The organism is Mariniflexile sp. AS56 (assembly GCF_030552475.1).
Classification (GTDB): Bacteria; Bacteroidota; Bacteroidia; order Flavobacteriales; family Flavobacteriaceae; genus Mariniflexile.
The window spans coordinates 184097-207779 of record NZ_JAUPED010000001.1; the positions used below are offsets into that span (position 1 = coordinate 184097).

At 34.6% G+C, this 23683-nt stretch carries 36 protein-coding genes; all 36 read right to left on the reverse strand.

Going from position 1 to position 23683, the window contains the following annotated elements:
• Positions 1 to 106: 106 nt before the first annotated feature.
• The 36 genes from ctlX to fusA all read right to left on the reverse strand — a co-directional run bounded on the left by ctlX (position 107) and on the right by fusA (position 23679).
• Positions 107 to 1042: a citrulline utilization hydrolase CtlX gene (ctlX, locus tag Q5N74_RS00830; protein WP_304386769.1), complete on the reverse strand. Its 936-nt coding sequence runs from the start codon at positions 1040 to 1042 to the stop codon at positions 107 to 109.
• A 91-nt stretch (positions 1043 to 1133) separates the two neighbouring features.
• Positions 1134 to 2048 (reverse strand): dimethylarginine dimethylaminohydrolase family protein, encoded by a 915-nt coding sequence (locus Q5N74_RS00835; RefSeq protein WP_304387164.1) that lies wholly within the window; start codon positions 2046 to 2048, stop codon positions 1134 to 1136.
• Positions 2049 to 2116: 68 nt separating this feature from the next.
• Positions 2117 to 3403 (reverse strand): citrate synthase, encoded by a 1287-nt coding sequence (locus tag Q5N74_RS00840; RefSeq protein WP_304386770.1) that lies wholly within the window; start codon positions 3401 to 3403, stop codon positions 2117 to 2119.
• A 174-nt stretch (positions 3404 to 3577) separates the two neighbouring features.
• Positions 3578 to 4870 carry a phosphopyruvate hydratase gene (gene eno, locus Q5N74_RS00845; RefSeq protein ID WP_304386771.1) on the reverse strand — a complete coding sequence of 431 codons (1293 nt, stop codon included), beginning with the start codon at positions 4868 to 4870 and terminating at the stop codon, positions 3578 to 3580.
• A 332-nt stretch (positions 4871 to 5202) separates the two neighbouring features.
• Positions 5203 to 6309: a glutamine-hydrolyzing carbamoyl-phosphate synthase small subunit gene (carA, locus tag Q5N74_RS00850; protein ID WP_304386772.1), complete on the reverse strand. Its 1107-nt coding sequence runs from the start codon at positions 6307 to 6309 to the stop codon at positions 5203 to 5205.
• A gap of 74 nt (positions 6310 to 6383) precedes the next feature.
• Positions 6384 to 7037, reverse strand: a complete 654-nt coding sequence (locus Q5N74_RS00855; RefSeq protein WP_304386773.1) for a hypothetical protein — start codon at positions 7035 to 7037, stop codon at positions 6384 to 6386.
• A 108-nt stretch (positions 7038 to 7145) separates the two neighbouring features.
• Positions 7146 to 7619, reverse strand: a complete 474-nt coding sequence (gene rplQ / locus Q5N74_RS00860) for a 50S ribosomal protein L17 (RefSeq protein ID WP_304386774.1) — start codon at positions 7617 to 7619, stop codon at positions 7146 to 7148.
• 135 nt (positions 7620 to 7754) lie between these two features.
• Positions 7755 to 8747, reverse strand: a complete 993-nt coding sequence (locus Q5N74_RS00865) for a DNA-directed RNA polymerase subunit alpha (protein ID WP_304386775.1) — start codon at positions 8745 to 8747, stop codon at positions 7755 to 7757.
• Positions 8748 to 8841: 94 nt separating this feature from the next.
• Positions 8842 to 9447, reverse strand: coding sequence for a 30S ribosomal protein S4 (rpsD, locus tag Q5N74_RS00870; RefSeq protein WP_304386776.1), 606 nt, complete (start codon positions 9445 to 9447; stop codon positions 8842 to 8844).
• A gap of 183 nt (positions 9448 to 9630) precedes the next feature.
• On the reverse strand, positions 9631 to 10023 hold the full coding sequence (gene rpsK, locus Q5N74_RS00875; protein ID WP_304386777.1) for a 30S ribosomal protein S11: 393 nt from the start codon (positions 10021 to 10023) through the stop codon (positions 9631 to 9633).
• A 100-nt stretch (positions 10024 to 10123) separates the two neighbouring features.
• Positions 10124 to 10498 (reverse strand): 30S ribosomal protein S13, encoded by a 375-nt coding sequence (gene rpsM, locus Q5N74_RS00880; RefSeq protein ID WP_304386778.1) that lies wholly within the window; start codon positions 10496 to 10498, stop codon positions 10124 to 10126.
• Between the two features lie 2 nt (positions 10499 to 10500).
• A complete protein-coding gene (gene ykgO, locus Q5N74_RS00885; protein WP_074961360.1) occupies positions 10501 to 10617 on the reverse strand; it encodes a type B 50S ribosomal protein L36 in 117 nt (38 codons plus the stop codon).
• Positions 10618 to 10695: 78 nt separating this feature from the next.
• Positions 10696 to 10911 carry a translation initiation factor IF-1 gene (infA, locus tag Q5N74_RS00890; protein WP_028289261.1) on the reverse strand — a complete coding sequence of 72 codons (216 nt, stop codon included), beginning with the start codon at positions 10909 to 10911 and terminating at the stop codon, positions 10696 to 10698.
• Between the two features lie 9 nt (positions 10912 to 10920).
• The gene (gene secY / locus Q5N74_RS00895) at positions 10921 to 12270 is read right to left on the reverse strand and encodes a preprotein translocase subunit SecY (RefSeq protein ID WP_304386779.1); all 1350 of its coding nucleotides are present in this window, start codon (positions 12268 to 12270) and stop codon (positions 10921 to 10923) included.
• A gap of 14 nt (positions 12271 to 12284) precedes the next feature.
• Entirely contained in the window at positions 12285 to 12737 is a 453-nt protein-coding gene (gene rplO / locus Q5N74_RS00900) for a 50S ribosomal protein L15 (protein ID WP_304386780.1), read from the reverse strand.
• A 14-nt stretch (positions 12738 to 12751) separates the two neighbouring features.
• Positions 12752 to 12934 carry a 50S ribosomal protein L30 gene (gene rpmD / locus Q5N74_RS00905; RefSeq protein WP_117172439.1) on the reverse strand — a complete coding sequence of 61 codons (183 nt, stop codon included), beginning with the start codon at positions 12932 to 12934 and terminating at the stop codon, positions 12752 to 12754.
• Between the two features lie 11 nt (positions 12935 to 12945).
• Entirely contained in the window at positions 12946 to 13470 is a 525-nt protein-coding gene (gene rpsE / locus Q5N74_RS00910; RefSeq protein WP_304386783.1) for a 30S ribosomal protein S5, read from the reverse strand.
• Between the two features lie 6 nt (positions 13471 to 13476).
• Entirely contained in the window at positions 13477 to 13833 is a 357-nt protein-coding gene (rplR, locus tag Q5N74_RS00915) for a 50S ribosomal protein L18 (protein ID WP_304386784.1), read from the reverse strand.
• A 10-nt stretch (positions 13834 to 13843) separates the two neighbouring features.
• Complete coding sequence (gene rplF / locus Q5N74_RS00920; protein ID WP_304386785.1) at positions 13844 to 14386, reverse strand: 50S ribosomal protein L6; 543 nt, start codon at positions 14384 to 14386, stop codon at positions 13844 to 13846.
• 11 nt (positions 14387 to 14397) lie between these two features.
• Positions 14398 to 14796, reverse strand: a complete 399-nt coding sequence (rpsH, locus tag Q5N74_RS00925) for a 30S ribosomal protein S8 (RefSeq protein ID WP_304386786.1) — start codon at positions 14794 to 14796, stop codon at positions 14398 to 14400.
• 67 nt (positions 14797 to 14863) lie between these two features.
• Complete coding sequence (gene rpsN, locus Q5N74_RS00930; protein WP_304386787.1) at positions 14864 to 15133, reverse strand: 30S ribosomal protein S14; 270 nt, start codon at positions 15131 to 15133, stop codon at positions 14864 to 14866.
• A gap of 3 nt (positions 15134 to 15136) precedes the next feature.
• A complete protein-coding gene (gene rplE, locus Q5N74_RS00935; protein WP_304386788.1) occupies positions 15137 to 15688 on the reverse strand; it encodes a 50S ribosomal protein L5 in 552 nt (183 codons plus the stop codon).
• 2 nt (positions 15689 to 15690) lie between these two features.
• Positions 15691 to 16002: a 50S ribosomal protein L24 gene (gene rplX / locus Q5N74_RS00940; RefSeq protein WP_304386789.1), complete on the reverse strand. Its 312-nt coding sequence runs from the start codon at positions 16000 to 16002 to the stop codon at positions 15691 to 15693.
• Positions 16003 to 16016: 14 nt separating this feature from the next.
• Entirely contained in the window at positions 16017 to 16385 is a 369-nt protein-coding gene (gene rplN, locus Q5N74_RS00945; RefSeq protein ID WP_304386790.1) for a 50S ribosomal protein L14, read from the reverse strand.
• A 2-nt stretch (positions 16386 to 16387) separates the two neighbouring features.
• Positions 16388 to 16645 (reverse strand): 30S ribosomal protein S17, encoded by a 258-nt coding sequence (gene rpsQ / locus Q5N74_RS00950; RefSeq protein WP_117172447.1) that lies wholly within the window; start codon positions 16643 to 16645, stop codon positions 16388 to 16390.
• Between the two features lie 12 nt (positions 16646 to 16657).
• Positions 16658 to 16849, reverse strand: a complete 192-nt coding sequence (gene rpmC, locus Q5N74_RS00955) for a 50S ribosomal protein L29 (RefSeq protein ID WP_304386791.1) — start codon at positions 16847 to 16849, stop codon at positions 16658 to 16660.
• Between the two features lie 13 nt (positions 16850 to 16862).
• Positions 16863 to 17282: a 50S ribosomal protein L16 gene (gene rplP, locus Q5N74_RS00960; protein WP_304386792.1), complete on the reverse strand. Its 420-nt coding sequence runs from the start codon at positions 17280 to 17282 to the stop codon at positions 16863 to 16865.
• Between the two features lie 21 nt (positions 17283 to 17303).
• On the reverse strand, positions 17304 to 18032 hold the full coding sequence (gene rpsC, locus Q5N74_RS00965; protein ID WP_132218418.1) for a 30S ribosomal protein S3: 729 nt from the start codon (positions 18030 to 18032) through the stop codon (positions 17304 to 17306).
• A gap of 7 nt (positions 18033 to 18039) precedes the next feature.
• Complete coding sequence (rplV, locus tag Q5N74_RS00970; RefSeq protein ID WP_304386793.1) at positions 18040 to 18447, reverse strand: 50S ribosomal protein L22; 408 nt, start codon at positions 18445 to 18447, stop codon at positions 18040 to 18042.
• Positions 18448 to 18453: 6 nt separating this feature from the next.
• Positions 18454 to 18732, reverse strand: coding sequence for a 30S ribosomal protein S19 (rpsS, locus tag Q5N74_RS00975; RefSeq protein ID WP_028283873.1), 279 nt, complete (start codon positions 18730 to 18732; stop codon positions 18454 to 18456).
• A 3-nt stretch (positions 18733 to 18735) separates the two neighbouring features.
• Positions 18736 to 19560: a 50S ribosomal protein L2 gene (rplB, locus tag Q5N74_RS00980; protein WP_304386794.1), complete on the reverse strand. Its 825-nt coding sequence runs from the start codon at positions 19558 to 19560 to the stop codon at positions 18736 to 18738.
• Positions 19561 to 19570: 10 nt separating this feature from the next.
• A complete protein-coding gene (gene rplW / locus Q5N74_RS00985) occupies positions 19571 to 19861 on the reverse strand; it encodes a 50S ribosomal protein L23 (RefSeq protein ID WP_304386795.1) in 291 nt (96 codons plus the stop codon).
• Positions 19862 to 19866: 5 nt separating this feature from the next.
• The gene (gene rplD, locus Q5N74_RS00990; RefSeq protein WP_304386796.1) at positions 19867 to 20496 is read right to left on the reverse strand and encodes a 50S ribosomal protein L4; all 630 of its coding nucleotides are present in this window, start codon (positions 20494 to 20496) and stop codon (positions 19867 to 19869) included.
• Positions 20496 to 21113, reverse strand: coding sequence for a 50S ribosomal protein L3 (rplC, locus tag Q5N74_RS00995; protein WP_304386797.1), 618 nt, complete (start codon positions 21111 to 21113; stop codon positions 20496 to 20498). Before rplC ends, rplD begins: the two co-directional genes overlap by 1 nt.
• 122 nt (positions 21114 to 21235) lie before the next feature.
• Positions 21236 to 21541 carry a 30S ribosomal protein S10 gene (gene rpsJ / locus Q5N74_RS01000; RefSeq protein ID WP_111309258.1) on the reverse strand — a complete coding sequence of 102 codons (306 nt, stop codon included), beginning with the start codon at positions 21539 to 21541 and terminating at the stop codon, positions 21236 to 21238.
• Positions 21542 to 21552: 11 nt separating this feature from the next.
• Positions 21553 to 23679 (reverse strand): elongation factor G, encoded by a 2127-nt coding sequence (fusA, locus tag Q5N74_RS01005; RefSeq protein ID WP_304386798.1) that lies wholly within the window; start codon positions 23677 to 23679, stop codon positions 21553 to 21555.
• Positions 23680 to 23683 lie beyond the last annotated feature (4 nt).

Genomic DNA, 23683 nt, shown 5'->3' on the forward strand with positions numbered 1-23683 from the left:
TTGAGCGTTACCCTAAAGGGTCGGGCTGTTCGTTACAAGTCCTCGCTCGTGCCTCGCTGTGGGCTTTTCACTACCATCCCTAACGCAAGACCTAGTTTCAAATTAACTAAGACTTAGGCAAGAACACTTCCGCCATCATACAACGCGCACTACCGCCACCACAAGCTTCAATAGTATCTAAAGAACTTGAAAGTATTTGGGTATGTTTTTTAAGCGTTTCAATTTGTTTCTCGGTTAACGCCTCATAAGCTGCCTGACTCATTACTAAATATCGTGTATCGTCTGCGCCTTTAACTTGTAACATATTACCAGCAAAGTTATTTACTTGCGCTTCGGTAATATCAATAATTTCTTTGCCACCATCTTTCAAATGGTTAATCACACTTTTACGCTCCTTCTTATCATCAATACTACTTAAACAAATAACTGCAAAAGTTTCACCCAAACACATCATCACATTGGTATGGTAAATGGCTTTACGTTCACCGTTTACCGTTTGGTTTGCATTAAAAACAACAGGCGTATATTCAAAATCCTCACAGAATTCAACAAACAAATCCTCATCAGCTCTAGGCGATAAAGCACAATAGGCTATACCATTGGCACGATCTAACAATACGCTTCCAGTACCTTCAAGAAAAACACTTTCTTCCTCAGCATCTGTATAATCAACAATATTATTAATTACAAAACCAGCTTGTTCAACAGCCTCCAAAACGTCTTCACTACGCTCTAAGCGTCTGTTTTCGGCAAACATGGGGTATAAACCAACATCGCCACTTTCGTGAAAGGACACCCAGTTATTTGGAAAAATAGAATCGGGTGTATCAAACTCATCGGTATCGTTCACTACAATCACATTTACACCAACACTTCTAAGCTTTTCAACATAAGCATCAAACTCTTGTTGCGCTTTGGAATTAACAATTTGTGGTAATAAATTATCTATTACCTTTTGGTAATAATTATTAACGGCCGTTTGCTCGTTCATCCTGAAATTAATAGGACGAATCATTAAAATGGTGTTTGTAGTTTGTTGCATAACTAAACGATATTAAAAGGCAAAAGTAAAACTATTTGTCTAATTAATAAGGAAGTTTAGGCATTTGATTTTGCAGGAAAAAAAACAGAATTTAATCCCTAATCAACGGCATCGTGCTACAACGTAATAAACCTTCCTGTTTTGATATTTCGGAATAAGGCACTTCTTCAACCGTGAAACCTTGGTCGCGTAACCAAGTATTTAGGCGAGTAAAACTTCTTTCAGAAATAACTACCTCTTCTGAAATCGAAAAGATATTACTATTCATGTTATACATTTCGTCTTTAGTAATTTCAAAAACGTTTTCCTTTCCAAAGAAATTCACCAACCATTCATACTCCCGTTCTACAAGAAATCCGTTTTTATGAATAATAGCTTTCCCCTTCCCAATGGGTTGAAAACAACAATCTAAATGCAGCGCATTATCTTTGGCGATAGTGTTCGATTTTCTAAGTTCGAAGGACTTGACGATTTTATCTGGAAACAATTCTTGTATCGCTATAACAGCATCCATATTGGTGCGCGCTGTAATAATCTCTGGATAATCTTCACCCGAATAAGTGCCAATAAAAATATAATCGTTCCAAGGCATCACGTCTCCACCTTCCACATGGCATTCCTCTGGTAAAATAATTCTGTTTTCACGCGCCACTTGATCCCATACATAACGAATAGCTTCCACCTCTGGTTCCCTATCTGGTAAAATATTGGCACGAATAATCTTGTCATCAATCACAAAAGCAATATCACGAGAAAATATTTGATTACAATTTTGAATAACCTTGGGTCTAAAAACTTGAACGTCATATTTCTTAAAAACAGCAGCAACAGCGTCCATTTCCAGAACCATATCAGCCTCTAGCGGATACGTTCCAGCTAATACGTGTTCAACGCTTTTAGGGTCGTAGCAATCTTCAACACTTGGTGTTGGTCCATTACTTTCGGCTGTTCCTAAGATAACAGCTCTTAACCTCGCGGTTTCGTTATTTATATTCAGTTTTAGCATAGTGTAAATATAAAAAAGCTTCATAATGTTTAGTTATGAAGCTTCGTTTATTTTACACTAAAAGAATATTATCTTTTTTCTATCTCTACAAAAGACCTTAAAGTTGCACCAGTATATACTTGTCTTGGTCTTCCAATAGGCTCTTTGCGTAAACGCATTTCACGCCACTGTGCGATCCAACCTGGTAAACGACCTAAGGCGAACATTACGGTAAACATATCGGTTGGGATGCCCATACCTCTGTAAATAATACCAGAGTAGAAATCTACGTTAGGGTATAATTTTCTATCTACAAAGTATTTATCTTCTAAAGCTTCTTTCTCAAGACCTTTAGCGATATCTAAAATAGGATCTTCAACACCTAGGTTTCCTAATACTTCATCTGCAGCTTTCTTAATGATTTTAGCACGCGGATCGAAGTTTTTATATACACGATGACCAAAGCCCATTAAACGGAATGGATCATTCTTGTCTTTAGCTTTCGCCATGTATTTTTTAGTATCTCCACCATCTTCCTTAATAGCTTCCAACATTTCTAACACTGCTTGGTTAGCACCACCATGAAGTGGCCCCCAAAGTGCCGAAATACCAGCCGAAATAGAAGCGAATAAACCAGCGTGAGATGAACCTACAATTCTAACTGTAGATGTTGAACAGTTTTGTTCATGATCTGCATGTAAAATTAAAAGTTTATCTAAAGCATCTACTAATATTTTATTTTGAACATACTCGCTGTTAGGCTGTCTGAACATCATTTTTAAGATATTTTCTACATATCCTAAATTTTTATCACCGTAATCTAATGGTAAACCTTCTTTTTTACGAAGAGTCCAAGCTACCAATACTGGAAATTTACCTAATAAGCGCACTACCGATTTGTACATATCCTCTTCGGAATCTACATTTACTGAAGATGGGTTAAATGCTGTTAAAGCACTTGTTAATGAAGAAATAACCCCCATTGGGTGAGCCGATTTTGGAAATGCATCTAAAATCTTCTTAATATCTTCATCTACTACAGATTGCGCTTTAATATCATTATGAAACTTTTCGTTTTGCTCCTTTGTTGGAAGCTCTCCAAAAATTAAAAGATATGCTACCTCTAAAAAATCAGCTTTTTCAGCTAATTCTTCAATAGAATATCCTCTATACCTTAAAATACCTTTTTCACCATCTAAAAACGTAATAGCACTTTCACAAGATCCTGTGTTTTTAAACCCTGGATCTATAGTAATCACACCTTTTGATGCGTTTCTAAAACTAGAAATATCAATTGCTAATTCGTTTTCCGTTCCTTCTATTACGGGAAGTTCTATTTTATTTCCGTTAATTTCAATGGTAGCAGTATTCGCCATATGTTTGAATAATTTTTTTAATTCTTAAATTGGATTGCTAATTTACAAAATATCTCCTTAGGAATATAAGTGTTGAAAGCAAAGATTTAATCATTTAACAAATTATTTGAAATTAATGCAAAAAAAAAAGCGATTATTAAAATAATAACCGCTTTTTTATAAAAATTTATTTTCTTACTTAATTTTAAATGCTTTTTCTTGAGGGAAATAAGCCATTTCTCCCAATTGTTCTTCAATACGAAGTAATTGGTTGTACTTAGCCATACGGTCACTACGAGATGCAGAACCTGTTTTTATTTGCCCACAGTTTAAAGCTACTGCTAAATCTGCAATGGTATTATCTTCCGTTTCACCAGAACGGTGAGACATTACAGATGTATAACCTGCATTTTTTGCCATGTTTACAGCTGCAATAGTTTCAGTTAAAGATCCAATTTGGTTCACTTTAATTAAAATAGAGTTTGCGATACCATTTTCGATACCACGAGATAAACGCTCTACATTAGTTACAAATAAATCATCACCAACTAATTGTACAGTATCACCAATTTTATCAGTTAATAATTTCCAACCTTCCCAGTCATTTTCATCCATACCATCTTCAATAGAGATAATTGGGTATTTCCCAGCTAATTCAGCTAAATACTCAGCTTGCTCAGCAGAAGATCTTACTTTACCTGTTTCACCTTCAAATTTAGAGTAATCGTATTTCCCGTTTACATAAAATTCTGCAGCAGCACAATCTAAAGCAATCATAATATCATCACCAAAAGTATACCCTGCATTTTCTACAGCTACTTTTACAGAATCTAAAGCATCTTCAGTTCCGCCAGCTAAATTTGGTGCAAATCCACCTTCATCACCTACAGCAGTACTTAAATTTCTATCGTGTAACACTTTTTTAAGGCTATGGAAAATCTCAGTTCCCATTTGCATAGCATGTGTAAAGTTTTTAGCCTTAACCGGCACAATCATAAACTCTTGAAATGCAATAGGAGCATCACTATGCGAACCACCATTAATAATATTCATCATCGGTACAGGAAGCGTATTTGCAGACACACCACCAACGTAACGATAAAGAGGTAAGCCTAGTTCATTTGCTGCTGCTTTAGCTACTGCTAAAGAAACACCTAAAATCGCGTTAGCACCTAATTTAGATTTATTTTTTGTACCATCTAAATCAATCATAATTTGATCGATTAAATTTTGTTCAAAAACTGAAACGCCCAATAATTCTGGAGCGATAAGTGTGTTAACATTTTCTACAGCCTTTAAAACACCCTTGCCCATATATGCTTTTCCACCATCACGAAGCTCAACTGCCTCATGTTCTCCTGTTGATGCACCCGATGGTACTGCAGCTCTTCCTAAAACATCATTTTCTGTTACAACATCTACTTCAACAGTAGGATTTCCTCTAGAATCAAAAATTTGTCTAGCGTGGATATTAATTATTACACTCATAATTGGTTATTTTAAACTTTTAATATTTCAAATTTACGTTTAAATCTGCTTTCTTTTAAGATGTTCTTAAATAATTATTGAAAAAAGCTCCTATAACGTTTTAGTTACATAGTCTCTATAAAAACAGCTTTTTCTTTGGCGTTACCACAAGGGTCGGGCTTTACGCTGCAAGTCCTCGCTCCCCAAAACGTTGGGGCGCTGTGGGCTTTTCGCTTCAATCCCTAACGCGGGTATATAGCTATGATAAGTCGCATCACTCCATTTACCACCTTCAATAAAGAACTATAAAACAAAAACCTCACAAGTTTTAAAGCCTGTGAGGTTTAAATTCACTATTGTTTTTTTATGTTTTCAATAAATTGATCAAACAAATATGATGAGTCATGTGGCCCAGGGCTTGCTTCCGGATGGTATTGTACAGAAAAACAATTTTTGCTCTTCATAGCCAATCCTGCAACCGTATGGTCATTTAAATGCACATGCGATATTAATAAATCTGGGTGCGCTTCAGCCTCTTCTCTATTCACAGCAAAACCATGATTTTGAGAGGTGATTTCGCCTTTACCCGTATTTATATTTTTAACTGGATGATTAATTCCGCGGTGACCATTATGCATCTTGTAGGTAGAAACGCCATTTGCCAAAGCAATTACTTGGTGTCCTAAACAGATACCGAATAATGGTAAATCTCTTTTAATAATTTCTTTTGCTAAAGCTTGTGCCTCTACTAAAGGTTCTGGATCTCCAGGGCCGTTAGATAAGAAATAGCCATCTGGTTTAAAAGCTTCCAAATCTTCAAACTTAGCGTTATAAGGGAATACTTTTATGTAAGCATCTCTTTTTGCTATGTTTCTAAGAATGTTCTTTTTAATACCAATGTCTAAAGCAGCAATTCTATATGTTGCGCTTTCATCCCCATAATAATAAGGTTCTTTAGTAGACACTTGTGATGCCAACTCTAAACCATTCATATCAGGAACTTCTGCTAACTGCTTTTTAAGACCTTCAATATTATCTACCTCTGTAGAAATAACAGCATTCATAGCACCATTGTCTCTAATATAGCTAACTAAAGCTCTAGTATCAACGTCTGAAATTGCTAATAAGTTGTTGGCCTCTAAAAAGCTTTCTAAAGAACCATCGGCTGCTTCACGTGAATAGTCATAACTGAAGTTTTTACAAATCAAACCTGCAATTTTCACAGAATCCGATTCAATTTCTTCATTATTAATCCCGTAATTACCGATATGAGCATTGGTCGTAACCATTAACTGACCGTAATAAGATGGATCAGTAAAAATTTCTTGGTAACCAGTCATTCCGGTATTAAAACATACCTCACCAAATGCGGTTCCTTGTTTATTTCCTACTGCTTTCCCGTAAAAAATAGTGCCATCTGCTAAAAGTATTATGGCTTCTTGTCTTTTTTGATATTTCATGTTCACTAAAAAAGTTTTGCAAAAATGCTAAAAAAAAAGGGTAAACTAAAATAGTTTCCCCTTTTTTTATAAATTCATTTATTTAATTGCGTATCAAAGTATTGGAGAATTTTTATTACATCACCTTCCTTAGTATACGACAACTTATTATTTTTTACATGTTTTAAAACCAATGGTTTTATTGACCCCATTACCTCTAAAACATGCTTTTTGTTTAGATTTAACTTCACCATATCACCATTTTTATAAATATGATACTTATACTCAATTTTATATTTACCAGGACCAATTATAGTATTCGTTATTTTATGCAACTCAGGCTCTGTTTTTAAAATAAATTGTTTCAACAACACGAAATCGTGGCTACTACTGGTGTAAATACTTTCATAAAATATTTTTTTTAAAGTAACAAAATTTCTATTTTGAATTTTAATTTTAAATACATTTTCAAATATAAAAATAGAATCTTTTGAAATTTTAGAAGCAAACTTACCCGTTTTTAAGTCGAAATTTATATTTTCCACATCAAGTATTCGTTGATCACTGCAATAAACCCTTGCTCTATTATTCCAATCTTCAAACAAAAAAGTACTACCTTCAACTACATCACCCTTATTCAAATTTGAATCGATAGAACCTCCTCCAGAAACCGAAGTATAGTTAACATAGGTTTGAGCTTTTAGAGAAAAACTAATAAAAATTAATAATGCAGCGATATTTTTTTTCATGTCAGAATAAATTTGAATACTTAACGTAAAATTACCACAAATTATACCTAAAAAAAAAAGGATAAACTAAAATAGTTCATCCTTTATATTTTAAATGCTTATTAACATTTATTCTTCTTCTTCTTTTGTTGCCTTAGGTTCAACAGCTGGAGCGTCTGCAGGTTTTGAACCTCTTCTGCTTCTTCTTGTTGTTTTCTTCTCTGCTTTACCTGCATTATAAATCTCGTTGTAATCAACAAGTTCTATCATTGCCATATCAGCATTATCACCTAAACGATTACCAAGTTTAATAATTCTTGTGTAACCACCTGGACGATCTGCAACCTTTGCTGCAACATCTCTAAATAGTTCTGCTACTGCATCTTTTTGTCTTAAGTTAGCCATAACAATACGTCTGTTATGAGTAGTATCTTCTTTAGACTTAGTAATCATAGGTTCAACGAATTGTTTTAAAGCTTTTGCTTTAGCAACAGTCGTGTTAATACGCTTGTGTTCTATTAATGAACAAGCCATATTCGCTAACATAGATTTTCTATGAGCAGTTTTTCTACCTAAATGATTTATTTTTTTTCCGTGTCTCATGACATTTTGGTTGTCATCATCTTGCTTCTAAACCTCTTTTTAAGGGAGCAAACTATGATGGATTAATAATTTATGAATTGCAATTATCGAATTGCCATTTTTATTATAAAACAGCAATTCGTTAACCTAAATTCTCTAGTCTTTATCTAATTTGTACTTACTTAGATCCATTCCGAAATTTAAACCTTTAACGTTTACTAGTTCTTCTAGCTCAGTTAACGACTTTTTACCAAAGTTTCTGAATTTCATTAAGTCATTTTTATTGAAAGATACTAAGTCACCTAAAGTATCAACTTCTGCAGCTTTTAAACAGTTAAGTGCACGTACAGATAAATCCATATCGATTAACTTAGTTTTAAGCAACTGTCTCATGTGAAGAGATTCTTCATCATAAGTTTCAGTTTGTGCTATTTCATCAGCTTCTAACGTGATACGCTCATCAGAGAATAACATGAAATGATGAATTAATGTTTTAGCAGCTTCTGTTAATGCATCTTGAGGTGTTATAGAACCATCTGTAATGATTTCGAAAACTAATTTTTCATAATCAGTTTTTTGTTCAACACGATAGTTTTCAATGCTATATTTAACGTTTTTTATTGGCGTGTAAATAGAATCTGTAAAAATAGTACCTATTGGTGCAGCAGCCTTTTTATTTTCTTCTGCAGGCACATATCCTCTACCTTTTTCTATTGTAATTTCCATATTGAAATTTACTTTAGGATCTAAGTTACAGATTACTAATTCTGTATTCAATACTTGGAAACCTGAAATAAACTTTTGGAAATCACCAGCTGTAATTTGTTCTTGACCAGATATAGAAATAGAGATAGACTCATTATCGATATCTTCAATTTGTCTTTTAAAACGTGCTTGTTTTAAGTTCAAAATGATTTCAGTAACATCTTCAACCACTCCAGCTATTGCTGAAAATTCATGATCTACACCTTCAATTCTAACTGATGTAATAGCGAAGCCCTCTAAAGAAGAAAGTAAAACTCTTCTTAATGCATTCCCTACTGTTAAACCATAACCAGGTTCTAAAGGTCTGAATTCGAATTTACCTTCGAAATCAGTAGAATCAATCATGATTACTTTATCTGGTTTTTGGAAATTAAATACTGCCATGTTTTTCTTCGTTTTAATTGTTATTTAGTTGCGCGGTTAAAAGTTTGAAGAAGTCTAATAAACCCTTTGGCTAAATACCAATATGATTAATTTATTATTTTGAATATAATTCGACGATAAATTGCTCGTTTATGTTTTCTGGAATTTGGATTCTAGCAGGAACAGAAACATAAGTTCCTAATTTCGTGTCATCATTCCAAGTAATCCACTCATAAACTTTACTTGAATTCGCTAAAGAACTAGCGATTGCTTCAAGTGATTTAGATTTTTCTCTAACTGCAACTACATCTCCAGCTTTCAATTGGTAAGAAGGAATATTAACCAACTCGCCATTTACTGTAATGTGTCTGTGAGATACTAATTGTCTAGCACCACTTCTAGATGGAGAAATCCCCATTCTAAATACTACGTTGTCTAATCTAGACTCACATAATTGTAGTAAAACTTCACCAGTAATTCCTTGTGCAGCTCTAGCTTTTTTAAATAAACCTCTAAATTGACGCTCTAAAATACCATAAGTATATTTAGCTTTTTGTTTCTCCATTAACTGGATTGCGTATTCAGATTTTTTTCCACGACGTCTTGCGTTACCGTGTTGACCTGGAGGGTAATTTCTTTTTTCAAAAGATTTATCTTCTCCGAAAATAGCTTCACCAAATTTTCGAGCTATTTTTGTTTTAGGACCAGTATATCTTGCCATTTTAAATTGTTTTTTAAAGAGTGATTATGAATTAAGGTCTTAATCTTATCCTTCGATAATCGTTGATCTCTTGGTTGATACTTGTTAATTATTTTTTTTCAGTTTGCAAATTTACACAAAAAATTTAATATCAACTATTTATAACAGCTGATATTAAATTTTTTAAATAAGATTGTATGTAAATTATACTCTTCTACGCTTTGGAGGACGACATCCATTATGTGGAAGTGGAGTAACATCGATAATCTCTGTTACTTCGATACCAGCATTATGAATAGAACGGATAGCAGATTCTCTACCATTTCCAGGTCCTTTAACGTATACCTTTACTTTCTTTAATCCAGCTTCTGATGCAACACCTGCAGCATCCTCAGCAGCTAATTGAGCAGCGTAAGGTGTATTTTTCTTAGAACCTCTAAATCCCATTTTACCAGCAGAAGACCAAGAAATAACGTCTCCTTTTTTGTTAGTAAGTGAAATAATGATGTTATTAAAAGAAGCAGTAACGTGCGCTTCCCCAACAGATTCTACAATAACTTTACGTTTTTTTGTACTCTTTGTATTTGTTTTTGCCATTGTTAATAGTTTTCAGTAATAGTTGATAGTCGCTAGAATCCTAAACCTTTTATAATTTCAAACAGATTCCTTCCAACGTCTAAACACTAAAGACTAATTGTTATTTAGTTGCTTTCTTCTTGTTAGCAACAGTTTTTCTTCTACCTTTTCTAGTTCTAGAGTTGTTTTTAGTACGTTGCCCTCTTAACGGAAGACCCGATCTATGACGAATTCCTCTGTAACATCCAATATCCATTAAACGTTTAATGTTCAATTGGATTTCAGAACGTAATTCACCTTCGATAGTAAAAGTACCAACAGCTTCACGAATACCACTAATCTGGTCGTCGTTCCAATCTTGAACTTTAATACTTTCATCAACATTAGCTTCTGCTAATATTTCCTTAGCTCTACTTCTACCTACACCATAGATGTATGTTAAAGCGATAACTCCTCTTTTGTTTTTTGGTATGTCTACACCTGCAATTCTTGCCATAATTACCCTTGTCTTTGTTTAAATCTAGGATTCTTTTTGTTTATCACGTAAAGTCTACCTTTTCTTCGCACGATTATACAATCTGCACTTCTTTTTTTAACTGATGCTCTTACTTTCATAATTTACAATTTACGACTTACGATTTACGATTGTTTCAAATGTATCATTCAAAAATCGTATTTCATAATTCTAAATACTTAATATCTGTATGTTATTCTGGCCTTAGATAAATCATAAGGACTCATTTCCAATTTCACCTTATCTCCTGGTAACAACTTAATGTAATGCATACGCATCTTACCTGAAATATGTGCTGTCACAATGTGACCATTCTCTAATTCAACACGAAACATAGCATTTGATAATGCTTCTATAATCGTTCCGTCTTGTTCTATTGCTGCTTGTTTTGCCATCGTATAATATTAAGCTACTGCTGCTTTTCTATTTTTACCAGTTTTCATCAAGCCATCATAATGTCTATTTAACAAATAAGAATTTACTTGTTGCATCGTATCTATAGCGACACCTACTAAAATGATTAGCGAGGTACCTCCAAAGAATAATGCCCATCCTTGTTGAACACCCATAATTTTAACTATTAATGCTGGAAATACAGCAATGAACGCTAAAAATATAGAACCTGGTAAGGTTATTTGAGACATGATCTTATCTAAATATTCAGATGTTTCAGATCCAGGACGAATCCCAGGAATAAAACCACCACTACGTTTTAAATCGTCTGCCATTTTATTGGTAGGGACTGTAATTGCAGTATAGAAATATGTGAATATTATAATCAATATAGCAAACGTTATGTTATAAGCTAAGCCAAAAATATCTGCATAATTTGTTTGCATCCATACACCAAAGGTAGTCTCTTTTAAAAGAGCCGAACCTCCAACTAAACTTGGAACGAACATAATTGCTTGTGCAAATATAATAGGCATTACACCAGAAGCATTAAGCTTTAATGGAATGTACTGTCTAGAACCTGCCATAGCACTTTTTTCATAGTCACCAGTAGCTGTTCTTCTTGCATATTGTACAGCAATTTTTCTAACAGCCATTACTAACATGATACAACCAAGAATGATAGCGAACCATAATACCAATTCAAAAAGAATAAGCATTACGTTGTTACCTTCTAATCTGGTAGCAGCATTTTGAATGAATGATGCAGGTAGCCTTGCGATAATACCAACCATAATTAATAAGGAAATACCATTACCAATACCTTTATCGGTAATCTTTTCTCCTAACCACATCGCAAAGATACAGCCTGTTACTAAAATAGTAACTGAAGAGAAGTAAAATAATGGCCCTGTACCTAATAAAAAGGCACTTGCAGGGATTCCTAATGCTGGTAAACTAGCTAAATAACCTGGCGCTTGTAGCAAACAGATTGCAATAGTTAACCAACGCGTGATTTGGTTGATTTTCTTTTGACCACTAGCACCTTCCTTTTGTAGCTTTTGTAAATATGGAATTGCTATTCCCATTAACTGAACAACAATAGAAGCTGAAATGTAAGGCATAATACCTAATGCAAAAACCGAAGCATTTGCAAAAGCACCACCTGTAAAGGCATTAAGTAACCCTAATAAACCACCATCAGTACTATCAGCTAACCCATCTAATTGTGCAGCATCAATACCAGGTAGTACTACTTGAGCACCGAAACGGTAAACTAATAACAGACCAAGAGTTACCATGATTCTGTTTCTTAGTTCTTCTATTTTCCAAACATTTTTTAACGATTCTATAAATTTCATACTTATAATAAGTCTTATAATGTTACAGCTTCTCCACCAGCAGCTTCAATAGCAGCTTTTGCTGAAGCAGTAAACTTATGTGCAGATACCTTTAATTTTGCTTTTAATTCACCTCTACCTAATATTTTAACTAGATCGTTTTTTCCAATTAAACGGTTTGCGAATAATGTTTCAAAATCAACAGTATCACCAACTTTCTTATCGTCAGCCAATTGTTGCAAAGTATCTAAATTAATACCTTGATACTCTACACGGTTAATGTTAGTAAAACCAAATTTAGGAACACGTCTTTGAAGTGGCATTTGCCCTCCTTCAAATCCTACTTTCTTAGAATAACCAGAACGAGATTTAGCACCTTTGTGACCACGTGTAGCGGTACCACCTTTACCAGAACCTTGTCCACGACCTATTCTTTTTCCTTGATTTTTAACTGAACCTTCTGCAGGTTTTAAATTACTTAAATCCATTTTTCAGTATATTATTATTTAATTTCTTCAACAGAAACTAAGTGATTTACTTTACTTACCATACCAAGAATACTTGATGTAGCTTCGTGCTCTTTTACTTGACCAATCTTTTTAAGACCTAAAGATATTAAAACTCTTTTTTGTCTTAACGGACAATTGATTGCACTTTTAACTTTTGTTACTTTAATTTTTGCCATCTCTGTCTGTATTAAGCTTTAAATACTTGTTCAAGTGAAATACCTCTATCACGAGCAATGGTATTCGCATCTCTTAATTGTAATAAAGCATCAAAAGTTGCTTTTACAACATTGTGAGGATTTGAAGATCCTTGAGACTTTGATAATACATCGTGTACACCAACTGCTTCAAGTACTGTTCTCACAGCACCACCAGCAATTACACCTGTACCTTGTGCTGCAGGAATAATATTTACTCTTGCTCCACCGTATTTACCTTTTTGCTCATGTGGTAATGTTTTTCCTTTTAAAGGAATACGAACTAGGTTTTTCTTAGCATCTTCAACAGCTTTTGCAATTGCACTAGCAACGTCTTTAGATTTTCCTAAACCTTGTCCAACAACACCAGCTTCATCACCAACTACTACAATTGCTGAGAAACCAAATGCTCTACCACCTTTAGTTACTTTTGTAACTCTTTGTACACCAACTAAACGATCTTTAAGATCTAATCCACCTGGTTTTACTAATTCTGCACTTTTATATTTTTTAAACATAATTTCTTAGAATTTAAGTCCTGCTTCTCTAGCTCCTTCAGCTAATGATTTAACTCTACCATGATATAAATAACCACCTCTATCAAAAGCGATAGTTTCTATACCAGCTTTTAAAGCTTTTTCAGCAAGCGACTTACCTACTAACTTAGCTACTTCAATTTTAGTTGCTTTTGCAGAACTAATCTCTTTATCTCTTGAAGATGCTGCACTGATGGTAACACCAGTAACGTCATCTACAACTTGAGCATAAATCTCTTTATTACTTCTAAAAACAGTTAATCTAGGTCTCGCTTCTGTACCAGAAACAATCTTGCGAATTCTGTTTTTAATTCTTATTCTTCTTTCGTATTTTGTCAATGCCATAACTTCCTTATTAAGCTGATTTACCTGCTTTTCTTCTTAATACCTCACCAACAAACTTGATACCTTTACCTTTATAAGGCTCTGGTGGTCTAAATCCACGAATCTTTGCAGCAACCTGTCCAACAAGTTGTTTATCGTGAGAAGTAAGTTTAATGATTGGGTTCTTACCTTTTTCTGAAATTGTTTCAACTATAACTTCTGAAGCTAAACTTAAAACGATAGAGTGAGAAAATCCTAATGCTAATTCCAATCTTTGACCTTGGTTACTAGCTCTGTATCCTACACCTACTAATTCTAATTGTTTAGTCCATCCTTTAGAAACACCTTCAATCATGTTATGCATTAATGATCTATATAAACCATGTTTTGCTTTTTGATCCTTTGTATCAGACTTACGTGTTACTAATACATTTCCTTCTTCAACATTAATATCTACAGAATCGAAATTTTGAGTTAATTCTCCCAATTTTCCTTTTACTGTAACTATTCCGTCTTTTATATCAACTGTAACGCCTTCTGGAATTACTACTGGGTTATTACCTATTCTAGACATATCTTATCTTTTTAGTAAACGTAACATAAAACTTCACCACCTACATTATCTCTTTTGGCTTGTTTACCTGTCATTACTCCGTGAGAAGTAGAAACGATGGCAATACCAAGACCGTTAAGGATTCTAGGTAATTCTTTTGAACTTGCATACTTACGTAAACCTGGTTTACTTATTCTTTCAATCTTTTTAATTACAGGCTCTTTAGTCTCTTTGTTGTACTTAAGGGCTATTTTAATAGTTCCTTGTACTGAAGAGTCATCAAACTTATAACTTAAAATATATCCTTGTTCGAATAATATTTTAGTAATGTCTTTTTTAAGATTAGATGCTGGGATCTCAACCACTCTGTGGTTAGCACGCACTGCATTTCTAATTCTTGTCAAATAATCCGCTATTGGATCTGTGTACATAATGAATTGATTTGTGATCTTGGTTTTCGGACTATTCCGAACCTAAAATCTGATTATTTTAATAATATTACCAACTTGCTTTTCTAACTCCAGGAATAAGACCATTGTTGGCCATTTCTCTAAATGTTACACGAGAAACACCAAATGTTCTCATATACCCTCTAGGTCTTCCTGTTAATTTACATCTATTATGTTGACGAACAGGAGAAGCGTTTTTTGGTAACTTTTGTAATGCTTCATAATCGCCAGCTTCTTTCAAAGCTTTACGTTTTTCAGCATATTTAGCTACTGTTTTAGCTCTTTTTACCTCGCGGGCTTTCATTGATTCTTTAGCCATAACTTAGTTCTTTTGAAAAGGTAATCCTAATTCGGTTAATAATGATTTTGCTTCTTTATCAGTTTCAGCAGATGTTACAAATGTAATATCCATTCCTGAGATTTTATTAACTTTATCAATATTAATCTCAGGGAATATAATTTGTTCAGTAACTCCTAAATTGTAGTTACCACGTCCATCAAATCCTGTTGCTTTAATTCCGTTAAAATCTCTTACACGTGGAAGTGCAGAAGTTACTAAACGGTCTAAAAATTCATACATTCTTTCGCCACGTAAAGTTACTTTTGCCCCAATTGGCATCCCTTTACGTAATTTGAAAGAAGCAACATCTTTTTTAGATATAGTCGCAATAGCTTTTTGTCCAGATATAGTACTTAATTCTTCTACTGCGTAGTCGATAAGTTTCTTGTCTGCAACGGCCGCTCCAACACCTTTAGATATTACTATCTTAGTAAGTTTAGGAACTTGCATTACATTTTTATATCCAAATTCGTCGGTAAGAGCTGCAATTACTTTGCTTTTATACTCTTCTTTAAGTCTCGGTGAATATGCCATAACTATATTACTTCATTAGATTTTGTTGAAAATCTTACTTTTTTATCGCCTTCTACTCTGTATCCAATTCTTGTTGTTTCTCCCTTAGAAGTTAACAACGATAAATTAGAGATATGAATAGCAGCTTCTTTCTCAACGATTCCTCCTTGTGGGTTTTGTGCACTTGGTTTAGTATGTTTCTTAACCATGTTCACGCCCTCAACGATCGCTTTGTTCTTGTCTATTAATACTTTTTGTACTTTACCTTCAGCACCTTTATGGTCTCCAGCAATTACTTTTACAGTATCTCCAGTTTTTATTTTAAGCTTTGTCATCTTAAATTAATGTATTAAAGCACTTCAGGTGCTAATGATACAATTTTCATGAATTGTTTATCACGAAGTTCTCTAGCAACAGGGCCAAATACGCGTGTTCCTCTCATCTCACCTTGAGCATTTAAAAGCACACATGCGTTATCGTCGAATCTAATATAAGATCCATCTGGTCTTCTTACTTCTTTTCTAGTACGTACAACTACTGCAGTAGAAACAGCACCTTTTTTAATGTTTCCATTAGGTGTTGCGTCTTTTATAGAAACAACGATTTTGTCTCCTACAGATGCATATCTTCTTTTAGTACCACCTAGAACACGGATAGTTAAAACTTCCTTTGCTCCAGTGTTATCTGCTACTTTTAATCTTGATTCTTGCTGTACCATAATTATTTAGCTCTTTCTATGATTTCAACTAATCTCCAACATTTAGATTTACTTAAAGGTCTTGTTTCCATGATCCTTACTGTATCTCCAATATTGCAATCGTTTGTCTCGTCGTGTGCAACATATTTCTTTGTTTTCAACACGAACTTACCATACATAGGGTGTTTAACTTTTTTAACTTCTGCAACAACTATTGATTTTTGCATTTTGTTACTAGTAACAACTCCTATACGTTCTTTTCTTAAATTTCTTGTTTCCATCTTTTAGCAGAATTATTGTAATTCTCTTTTAGTTAATTCGGTCGCAATTCTAGCTACAGAACGTCTTATGTTTCGTAACTGGATTGGATTTTCTAAAGGAGATATTGCATGAGCTAATTTTAGGTCTGAATAACTCTTCTTTGTTTCACCAAGTTTCTCTTGTAACTCGGCTACTGATAATTCTTTAATTTCTGATTGTTTCATAATATCAAATAAATTATGCTTCGTAATCGCGAGCAATGATAAACTTTGTTTTTACTGGTAGTTTTTGAGCTGCTAAACGTAACGCTTCTTTTGCGATCTCTAACGATACTCCTCCTACTTCAAAAAGCATTCTTCCTGGTTTAACAACCGCTACCCAATACTCAACAGCACCTTTACCTTTACCCATACGTACTTCAAGAGGTTTCTTTGTAATTGGCTTATCTGGAAATATTTTAATCCAAAGTTGCCCTTCTCTTTTCATGTGACGTGTAGCGGCAATACGTGCAGCTTCTATTTGACGCGATGTTAAAAACTCAGACTCGAGTGATTTTATACCAAAAGTACCGTTTGAAAGTTGGTGTCCTCTATTCGATAGACCTTTCATACGTCCTTTTTGTTGCTTACGAAATTTTGTTCTTTTAGGCTGTAACATTTTTCTTTACTTTATAAAAAATTACTTTCTACGACGTGGCTTAGAATTATTCCCTCCACGTGGTGCTCCTGCACCTGCCTTTCCTTGCTTTTTGGATAATCCAACTAGCGGAGAAAGTTCTCTTTTACCATATACTTCACCTTTCATAATCCACACTTTCACACCTAATCTACCATAAGTAGTGTGTGCCTCAACAAGTGCATAATCAATATCGGCTCTAAAGGTTGATAAAGGAATACGTCCTTCTTTGTAGTGTTCAGAACGAGCCATTTCAGCTCCATTTAAACGACCACTAATTTGAACTTTAATTCCTTCAGCGTTCATACGCATAGTAGCAGCAATAGCCATTTTTATAGCACGACGGTATGAAATTCTGTTTTCAATTTGACGTGCAATGCTAGATCCTACTAAAAATGCATCAAGTTCAGGTCTTTTAATCTCAAAGATATTAATCTGAACTTCCTTTCCAGTAATTTTTTTAAGTTCTTCTTTTAACTTGTCTACCTCTTGGCCACCTTTTCCGATAATAATACCAGGTCTAGCAGTAGTGATAGTAACGGTTACAAGTTTTAAAGTTCTCTCAATAATTACTCTACTTACACTAGCTTTAGATAAACGTACATGTACGTATTTTCTAATCTTATCGTCTTCAGCAAGCTTATCTCCATAATCATTACCTCCGTACCAGTTAGATTCCCATCCTCTGATAATCCCTAAGCGATTCCCGATTGGATTTGTTTTTTGTCCCATATCTATCTTAGCTTTGTGTATTATTGTTAGCTCCAACTACGATTGTTACGTGGTTTGAACGTTTTCTAATTCTGTGTGCACGACCTTGTGGTGCTGGACGCAATCTTTTTAACATTGCTCCTCCATCTACTCTAATTTCTTTTACAATCAACTCAGCATCTTCAATGCTAGCTTCTTCGTTTTTAGACTGCCAGTTAGCAATTGCAGATAAAAGCAATTTCTCTAACTTTCCAGAAGCTTCTTTTTGATTGAATTTTAAGATATTAAGAGCTTTTTCTACTTTTTCGCCTCTTACTAAATCGGCTACTAAACGCATTTTTCTCGGTGACGTAGGACAATTATTAAGTTTAGCAAAAGCAACTAGCTTATTTCCTTCCTTAATAGCGTCTGCCATTTGTTTTTTACGACTTCCCATAGCTTACTACTTTTTACCTTTGTTTTTAGCACCTGCATGTCCACGGAATGAACGCGTTGGTGAAAATTCTCCTAATTTATGACCTACCATATTTTCAGTTACATATACTGGTACAAATTGGCGGCCATTGTGAACTGCGATAGTTTGTCCAACAAAATCCGGAGTAATCATAGAGGCTCTAGACCACGTTTTGATTACCGTTTTTTTGTTAGCTTCCACATTGTCAGCCACTTTTTTCTCTAATTTATAATGAACGTAAGGTCCTTTTTTTAATGATCTTGCCATGTCTTATTTCTTTCTACGTTCTACAATATATTTATTACTTGCATTCTTTTTAGAACGAGTTCTATACCCTTTAGCTGGAATACCGTTTCGAGAACGAGGATGTCCTCCTGAAGATTTACCTTCACCACCACCCATTGGGTGATCAACTGGATTCATTACTACTGGTCTAGTACGTGGACGTCTTCCTAACCATCTTGATCTACCTGCTTTACCAGATACTAACAATTGATGATCTGAATTAGACACAACACCTATCGTTGCTAAACAGTTAACAAGAATTAATCTTGTTTCACCTGAAGGCAATTTAATTGTAGCGAATTTACCATCTCTTGCCATTAATTGAGCAAAAGCACCAGCACTACGAGCCATAATAGCTCCTTGTCCTGGACGTAATTCTAAACAAGAAATAATAGTTCCTAATGGAACTTGGCTAAGTGGCATTGCATTTCCAATTTCTGGAGCAACATTTTCACCAGACACTACAGTTTGACCTACTTGTAGACCGTTCTGAGCGATGATGTACCTCTTTTCGCCATCTTGGTAATTCAATAATGCGATAAATGCGGTTCTGTTTGGATCGTATTCGATAGACTTAACTTCAGCAGGGATCCCTGCTTTGTCACGTTTAAAATCGATAATACGATACTTTCTTTTATGACCTCCACCTATATAGCGCATGGTCATTTTTCCTTGACTGTTTCTACCACCAGACCTTTTGTTCGGAACGAGCAAACTCTTTTCCGGCTTATCAGTAGTAATGGCGTCAAATCCATTTACTACTCTAAATCGCTGTCCTGGTGTGATTGGTTTTAATTTTCTTACTGACATTTGTCTTTAATTACATGTTACTGTATAAATCAATCATTTCACCTTCCGCCAGTTGTACAATTGCTTTTTTAACAGCATTTGTTTTACCATGTTGGATACCAGTTTTTGTAAACTTAGTACTCCTGTCTGGACGGACATTTATAGTACGAACTTTTTCAACAGAAACACCATAAACAGCTTCCACTGCTTTTTTGATTTCTACCTTGTTCGCCTTTGTTTTCACTGCAAAAGTATAGCAGTTATTTAACTCGCTATTAGCTGTCGCTTTTTCTGTGATTATAGGTTTAATTAAGATACTCATGGCTTCTATTTACTTAAATTTGTTTCAATTCCTTCTAAAGCTCCCTCTAAAAGCACAACTCGACCTGCATTTAAAATCTTGTAAGTATTTAGTTCTGAGGCAGTTATAACTTCAGACCCTTTCAAATTGCGTGACGACAAATATACATTATTATTCGACGCACCCAACACAAACAGAGATTTTTTGTTTTCTAAGTCTAAGGCTTTCAATATAGCAGTGAAGTTTTTAGTCTTTACTGAATCAAAAGTGAAATCTTCTAATACAACAATTGACTGCTCTCCTGCTTTGATACTTAAGGCTGATTTACGAGCTAAACGTTTTACGTTTTTATTAAGTTTGAAGCTATAGTTTCTTGGTCTTGGACCGAACATACGACCACCACCTTTAAAAACACCCGACTTAATACTACCAGCTCTCGCTGTACCAGTACCTTTTTGCTTTTTAATCTTACGAGTACTTCCAGAGATCTCAGCACGCTCTTTAGCTTTGTGAGTTCCTTGTCTTTGGTTTGCTAAGTATTGTTTAACATCCAAATATACTGCGTGATTATTAGGCTCAATAGCAAATACATCTTGAGAAAGGTCTGCCTTTCTTCCTGTATCTTTTCCGTTTATATCTAAAACTGCTACTTTCATTATTTTCTAATAATTACATAAGAGTTTTTATGTCCAGGTACACAACCTTTAACAACTAGTAGATTTTTATCAGCTACTACTTTTAAAACTCTTAAATTTTCAACTTTTACTGAGTCAGTACCCATTCTTCCTGCCATTTTCATTCCTTTGAAAACTCTTGCAGGATATGAAGCAGCACCAATAGAACCAGGGGCTCTTAAACGGTTGTGTTGACCGTGTGTTGCTTGACCAACTCCACCAAATCCATGACGTTTTACAACACCTTGGAAACCTTTTCCTTTTGATATCCCAGAGATATCAACAAACTCACCTTCCATGAAGTGCTCAACAGTGACAGCGTCACCTAACTTGTACTCCTCACCAAAACCTTTGAATTCAACGATTTTGCGTTTTACAGAAGTCCCTGCTTTTTTAGCATGACCTAAGTCAGCTTTAGTAGCACTTTTTTCTGTCGCGTCATCGAAACCTAATTGAACAGCTTTGTAGCCGTCAACTTCTTCAGTTCTGACTTGGGTAACGATACATGGTCCAGCTTCGATTACTGTACATGGAATGTTTTTTCCATTTTCATCGAAAATGCTGGTCATACCGATTTTTTTTCCAATTAACCCAGACATATTTATTATTTATTAATTATTACTATTTGTTATTAAAAAATTCAAGGCTGAAATACATTTCAACCTTGAATTGTATTTTACCGTTTTTCCTTAACCATCGTTAAGGACATGTTAGCGTTTACTTACACTTTAATCTCAACTTCAACTCCACTTGGCAATTCAAGTTTCATTAAAGCGTCAATTGTTTTTGAAGACGAAGAGTAAATATCCAATAATCTCTTATAAGAGCTTAATTGAAATTGTTCTCTTGCCTTTTTATTTACGTGTGGAGAACGTAATACAGTGAAAATTTTCTTGTTTGTTGGTAATGGTATTGGACCTGTTACCACCGCACCGGTGCTTTTTACTGTTTTTACAATCTTATCAGCAGACTTATCCACTAAATTGTGATCGTAAGATTTTAATTTTATTCTGATTTTTTGACTCATTTTCTTAAGATTTACGATTCAACTCCTTTAGCTGCTTTGATTACTTCTTCAGATATATTTGAAGGTGTTTCAGCATAGTGTGAAAATTCCATTGTTGATGTTGCACGACCAGATGATAATGTTCTTAATGTAGTTACATAACCAAACATTTCAGAAAGTGGCACAGTTGCTTTTACAGTTTTTGCACCAGCTCTATCACCCATATCACTTACTTGACCTCTTCTTCTATTTAAATCTCCAACAATATCTCCCATGTTTTCCTCAGGAGTTATTACTTCAATTTTCATAATAGGTTCCATGATCACTGCTTTTGCAGCTCTAGCACAGTTCTTAAATCCTAACTTAGCAGCTAACTCAAAAGATAATGCATCAGAATCCACATCGTGGTAAGATCCATCTCTTAAAGTTACCTTCATAGCATCGATTTCATATCCTGCTAATGGACCATTAACCATAGCCATTTTAAATCCTTTTTCAATTGAAGGTATAAATTCCTTAGGAACGTTACCACCTTTAATTACAGATTCAAATTGAAGTCCTGTTACACCTTCGTCTGCAGGCTCTACAGTAAATACAATGTCAGCAAATTTACCACGACCACCAGATTGTTTTTTGTAAACTTCTCTATGATCAGCAGATTGTGTGATTGCCTCTTTATATTCAACTTGTGGTTGCCCTTGGTTTACTTCAACTTTAAACTCACGACGTAAACGGTCAACAATTATATCTAAGTGAAGCTCACCCATTCCAGATATAATAGTCTGTCCTGAAGCCTCATCAGTTCTTGCTGTGAATGTTGGATCTTCTTCTGCTAATTTAGCTAAAGCCATACCCATTTTATCAACATCTGCTTTAGTTTTAGGCTCAACCGCGATACCAATAACTGGGTCAGGGAAGTCCATAGATTCTAAAACGATTGGATGTTTTTCATCAGATAATGTATCTCCAGTTTTAATAGATTTAAAACCTACTGCTGCACCAATATCACCTGCCTCGATAAAATCGATAGCATTTTGTTTATTAGCGTGCATTTGATAAATTCTAGAAATACGTTCTTTCTTACCAGAAGTATTATTTAAAACATAAGAACCTGCGTCTAAACGACCTGAATAAGCACGGAAGAAAGCTAAACGACCTACGAAAGGATCTGTAGCAATCTTAAACGCTAACGCTGCGAAAGGCTCGTTTACATCTGGTCTACGTCTTTCTTCTTTATCTGTATCTGGATTAATTCCAACTACACTTTCTCTATCCATTGGAGAAGGTAAATAACGACATACAGCATCTAATAAAAACTGTACTCCTTTATTTTTAAATGAAGAACCACAAACCATAGGAATGATAGCCATATCCATTACAGCAGCTCTAAGTGCAGCATGCACTTCATCTTCTGTAATAGAATTTTCATCTTCCATGAATTTTTCTAAAAGATTCTCATCATAACCTGCAACTTCTTCAATAAGTAATGCACGGTATTTACGAGCTTCTTCTTTTAAGTCTTCTGGAATTTCGATAACATCAAAAGTTGCCCCTTGAGTTTCATCATGCCATACAATTGCACGATTTTTTACTAAATCTATAATTCCTTTAAAATCATCTTCGTCACCAATGTTTAAAACGATTGGCACCGCGTTTGATTTTAACATATCTTTTACTTGTTGACAAACACCTAAAAAGTCAGATCCTTGACGGTCCATTTTATTAACGAAACCAATTCTAGGCACTTTGTAGTTATCAGCTAGTCTCCAGTTAGTTTCAGATTGAGGCTCAACACCATCAACTGCACTAAACAAGAACACTAAACCATCAAGTACACGTAATGAACGGTTTACTTCAACGGTAAAATCAACGTGACCAGGAGTATCAATAATATTAAAATGATACGACTTAGAATCATCTGTTGGCTCACCATCAACTCTAGGGAATATCCACTCACAAGTTGTAGCAGCAGAAGTAATGGTAATACCACGTTCTTGCTCTTGCTCCATCCAGTCCATTGTTGCAGCACCATCATGTACTTCACCAATTTTATGAGAAACCCCTGTATAATAAAGTATACGCTCTGTTGTTGTTGTTTTACCAGCATCAATATGAGCAGCAATACCTATGTTTCTTGTATATTTTAAATCTCTAGCCATGTCG

What these genes read in the sequence shown, in the direction of transcription:
- ctlX (WP_304386769.1), bottom strand. Translation starts at nt 1,042, where the DNA reads ATGCAACAAACTACAAACACCATTTTAATGATTCGTCCTATTAATTTC.
- Q5N74_RS00835 (WP_304387164.1), bottom strand. Translation starts at nt 2,048, where the DNA reads ATGCTAAAACTGAATATAAATAACGAAACCGCGAGGTTAAGAGCTGTT.
- Q5N74_RS00840 (WP_304386770.1), bottom strand. Translation starts at nt 3,403, where the DNA reads ATGGCGAATACTGCTACCATTGAAATTAACGGAAATAAAATAGAACTT.
- eno (WP_304386771.1), bottom strand. Translation starts at nt 4,870, where the DNA reads ATGAGTGTAATAATTAATATCCACGCTAGACAAATTTTTGATTCTAGA.
- carA (WP_304386772.1), bottom strand. Translation starts at nt 6,309, where the DNA reads ATGAAATATCAAAAAAGACAAGAAGCCATAATACTTTTAGCAGATGGC.
- Q5N74_RS00855 (WP_304386773.1), bottom strand. Translation starts at nt 7,037, where the DNA reads ATGAAAAAAAATATCGCTGCATTATTAATTTTTATTAGTTTTTCTCTA.
- rplQ (WP_304386774.1), bottom strand. Translation starts at nt 7,619, where the DNA reads ATGAGACACGGAAAAAAAATAAATCATTTAGGTAGAAAAACTGCTCAT.
- Q5N74_RS00865 (WP_304386775.1), bottom strand. Translation starts at nt 8,747, where the DNA reads ATGGCAGTATTTAATTTCCAAAAACCAGATAAAGTAATCATGATTGAT.
- rpsD (WP_304386776.1), bottom strand. Translation starts at nt 9,447, where the DNA reads ATGGCAAGATATACTGGTCCTAAAACAAAAATAGCTCGAAAATTTGGT.
- rpsK (WP_304386777.1), bottom strand. Translation starts at nt 10,023, where the DNA reads ATGGCAAAAACAAATACAAAGAGTACAAAAAAACGTAAAGTTATTGTA.
- rpsM (WP_304386778.1), bottom strand. Translation starts at nt 10,498, where the DNA reads ATGGCAAGAATTGCAGGTGTAGACATACCAAAAAACAAAAGAGGAGTT.
- ykgO (WP_074961360.1), bottom strand. Translation starts at nt 10,617, where the DNA reads ATGAAAGTAAGAGCATCAGTTAAAAAAAGAAGTGCAGATTGTATAATC.
- infA (WP_028289261.1), bottom strand. Translation starts at nt 10,911, where the DNA reads ATGGCAAAACAAGCAGCAATAGAACAAGACGGAACGATTATAGAAGCA.
- secY (WP_304386779.1), bottom strand. Translation starts at nt 12,270, where the DNA reads ATGAAATTTATAGAATCGTTAAAAAATGTTTGGAAAATAGAAGAACTA.
- rplO (WP_304386780.1), bottom strand. Translation starts at nt 12,737, where the DNA reads ATGGATTTAAGTAATTTAAAACCTGCAGAAGGTTCAGTTAAAAATCAA.
- rpmD (WP_117172439.1), bottom strand. Translation starts at nt 12,934, where the DNA reads ATGGCAAAAATTAAAGTAACAAAAGTTAAAAGTGCAATCAATTGTCCG.
- rpsE (WP_304386783.1), bottom strand. Translation starts at nt 13,470, where the DNA reads ATGTTTAAAAAATATAAAAGTGCAGAATTAGTAAAACCAGGTGGATTA.
- rplR (WP_304386784.1), bottom strand. Translation starts at nt 13,833, where the DNA reads ATGGCATTGACAAAATACGAAAGAAGAATAAGAATTAAAAACAGAATT.
- rplF (WP_304386785.1), bottom strand. Translation starts at nt 14,386, where the DNA reads ATGTCTAGAATAGGTAATAACCCAGTAGTAATTCCAGAAGGCGTTACA.
- rpsH (WP_304386786.1), bottom strand. Translation starts at nt 14,796, where the DNA reads ATGTACACAGATCCAATAGCGGATTATTTGACAAGAATTAGAAATGCA.
- rpsN (WP_304386787.1), bottom strand. Translation starts at nt 15,133, where the DNA reads ATGGCTAAAGAATCAATGAAAGCCCGCGAGGTAAAAAGAGCTAAAACA.
- rplE (WP_304386788.1), bottom strand. Translation starts at nt 15,688, where the DNA reads ATGGCATATTCACCGAGACTTAAAGAAGAGTATAAAAGCAAAGTAATT.
- rplX (WP_304386789.1), bottom strand. Translation starts at nt 16,002, where the DNA reads ATGACAAAGCTTAAAATAAAAACTGGAGATACTGTAAAAGTAATTGCT.
- rplN (WP_304386790.1), bottom strand. Translation starts at nt 16,385, where the DNA reads ATGGTACAGCAAGAATCAAGATTAAAAGTAGCAGATAACACTGGAGCA.
- rpsQ (WP_117172447.1), bottom strand. Translation starts at nt 16,645, where the DNA reads ATGGAAACAAGAAATTTAAGAAAAGAACGTATAGGAGTTGTTACTAGT.
- rpmC (WP_304386791.1), bottom strand. Translation starts at nt 16,849, where the DNA reads ATGAAACAATCAGAAATTAAAGAATTATCAGTAGCCGAGTTACAAGAG.
- rplP (WP_304386792.1), bottom strand. Translation starts at nt 17,282, where the DNA reads ATGTTACAGCCTAAAAGAACAAAATTTCGTAAGCAACAAAAAGGACGT.
- rpsC (WP_132218418.1), bottom strand. Translation starts at nt 18,032, where the DNA reads ATGGGACAAAAAACAAATCCAATCGGGAATCGCTTAGGGATTATCAGA.
- rplV (WP_304386793.1), bottom strand. Translation starts at nt 18,447, where the DNA reads ATGGGAAGTCGTAAAAAACAAATGGCAGACGCTATTAAGGAAGGAAAT.
- rpsS (WP_028283873.1), bottom strand. Translation starts at nt 18,732, where the DNA reads ATGGCAAGATCATTAAAAAAAGGACCTTACGTTCATTATAAATTAGAG.
- rplB (WP_304386794.1), bottom strand. Translation starts at nt 19,560, where the DNA reads ATGTCAGTAAGAAAATTAAAACCAATCACACCAGGACAGCGATTTAGA.
- rplW (WP_304386795.1), bottom strand. Translation starts at nt 19,861, where the DNA reads ATGAGTATCTTAATTAAACCTATAATCACAGAAAAAGCGACAGCTAAT.
- rplD (WP_304386796.1), bottom strand. Translation starts at nt 20,496, where the DNA reads ATGAAAGTAGCAGTTTTAGATATAAACGGAAAAGATACAGGAAGAAAG.
- rplC (WP_304386797.1), bottom strand. Translation starts at nt 21,113, where the DNA reads ATGTCTGGGTTAATTGGAAAAAAAATCGGTATGACCAGCATTTTCGAT.
- rpsJ (WP_111309258.1), bottom strand. Translation starts at nt 21,541, where the DNA reads ATGAGTCAAAAAATCAGAATAAAATTAAAATCTTACGATCACAATTTA.
- fusA (WP_304386798.1), bottom strand. Translation starts at nt 23,679, where the DNA reads ATGGCTAGAGATTTAAAATATACAAGAAACATAGGTATTGCTGCTCAT.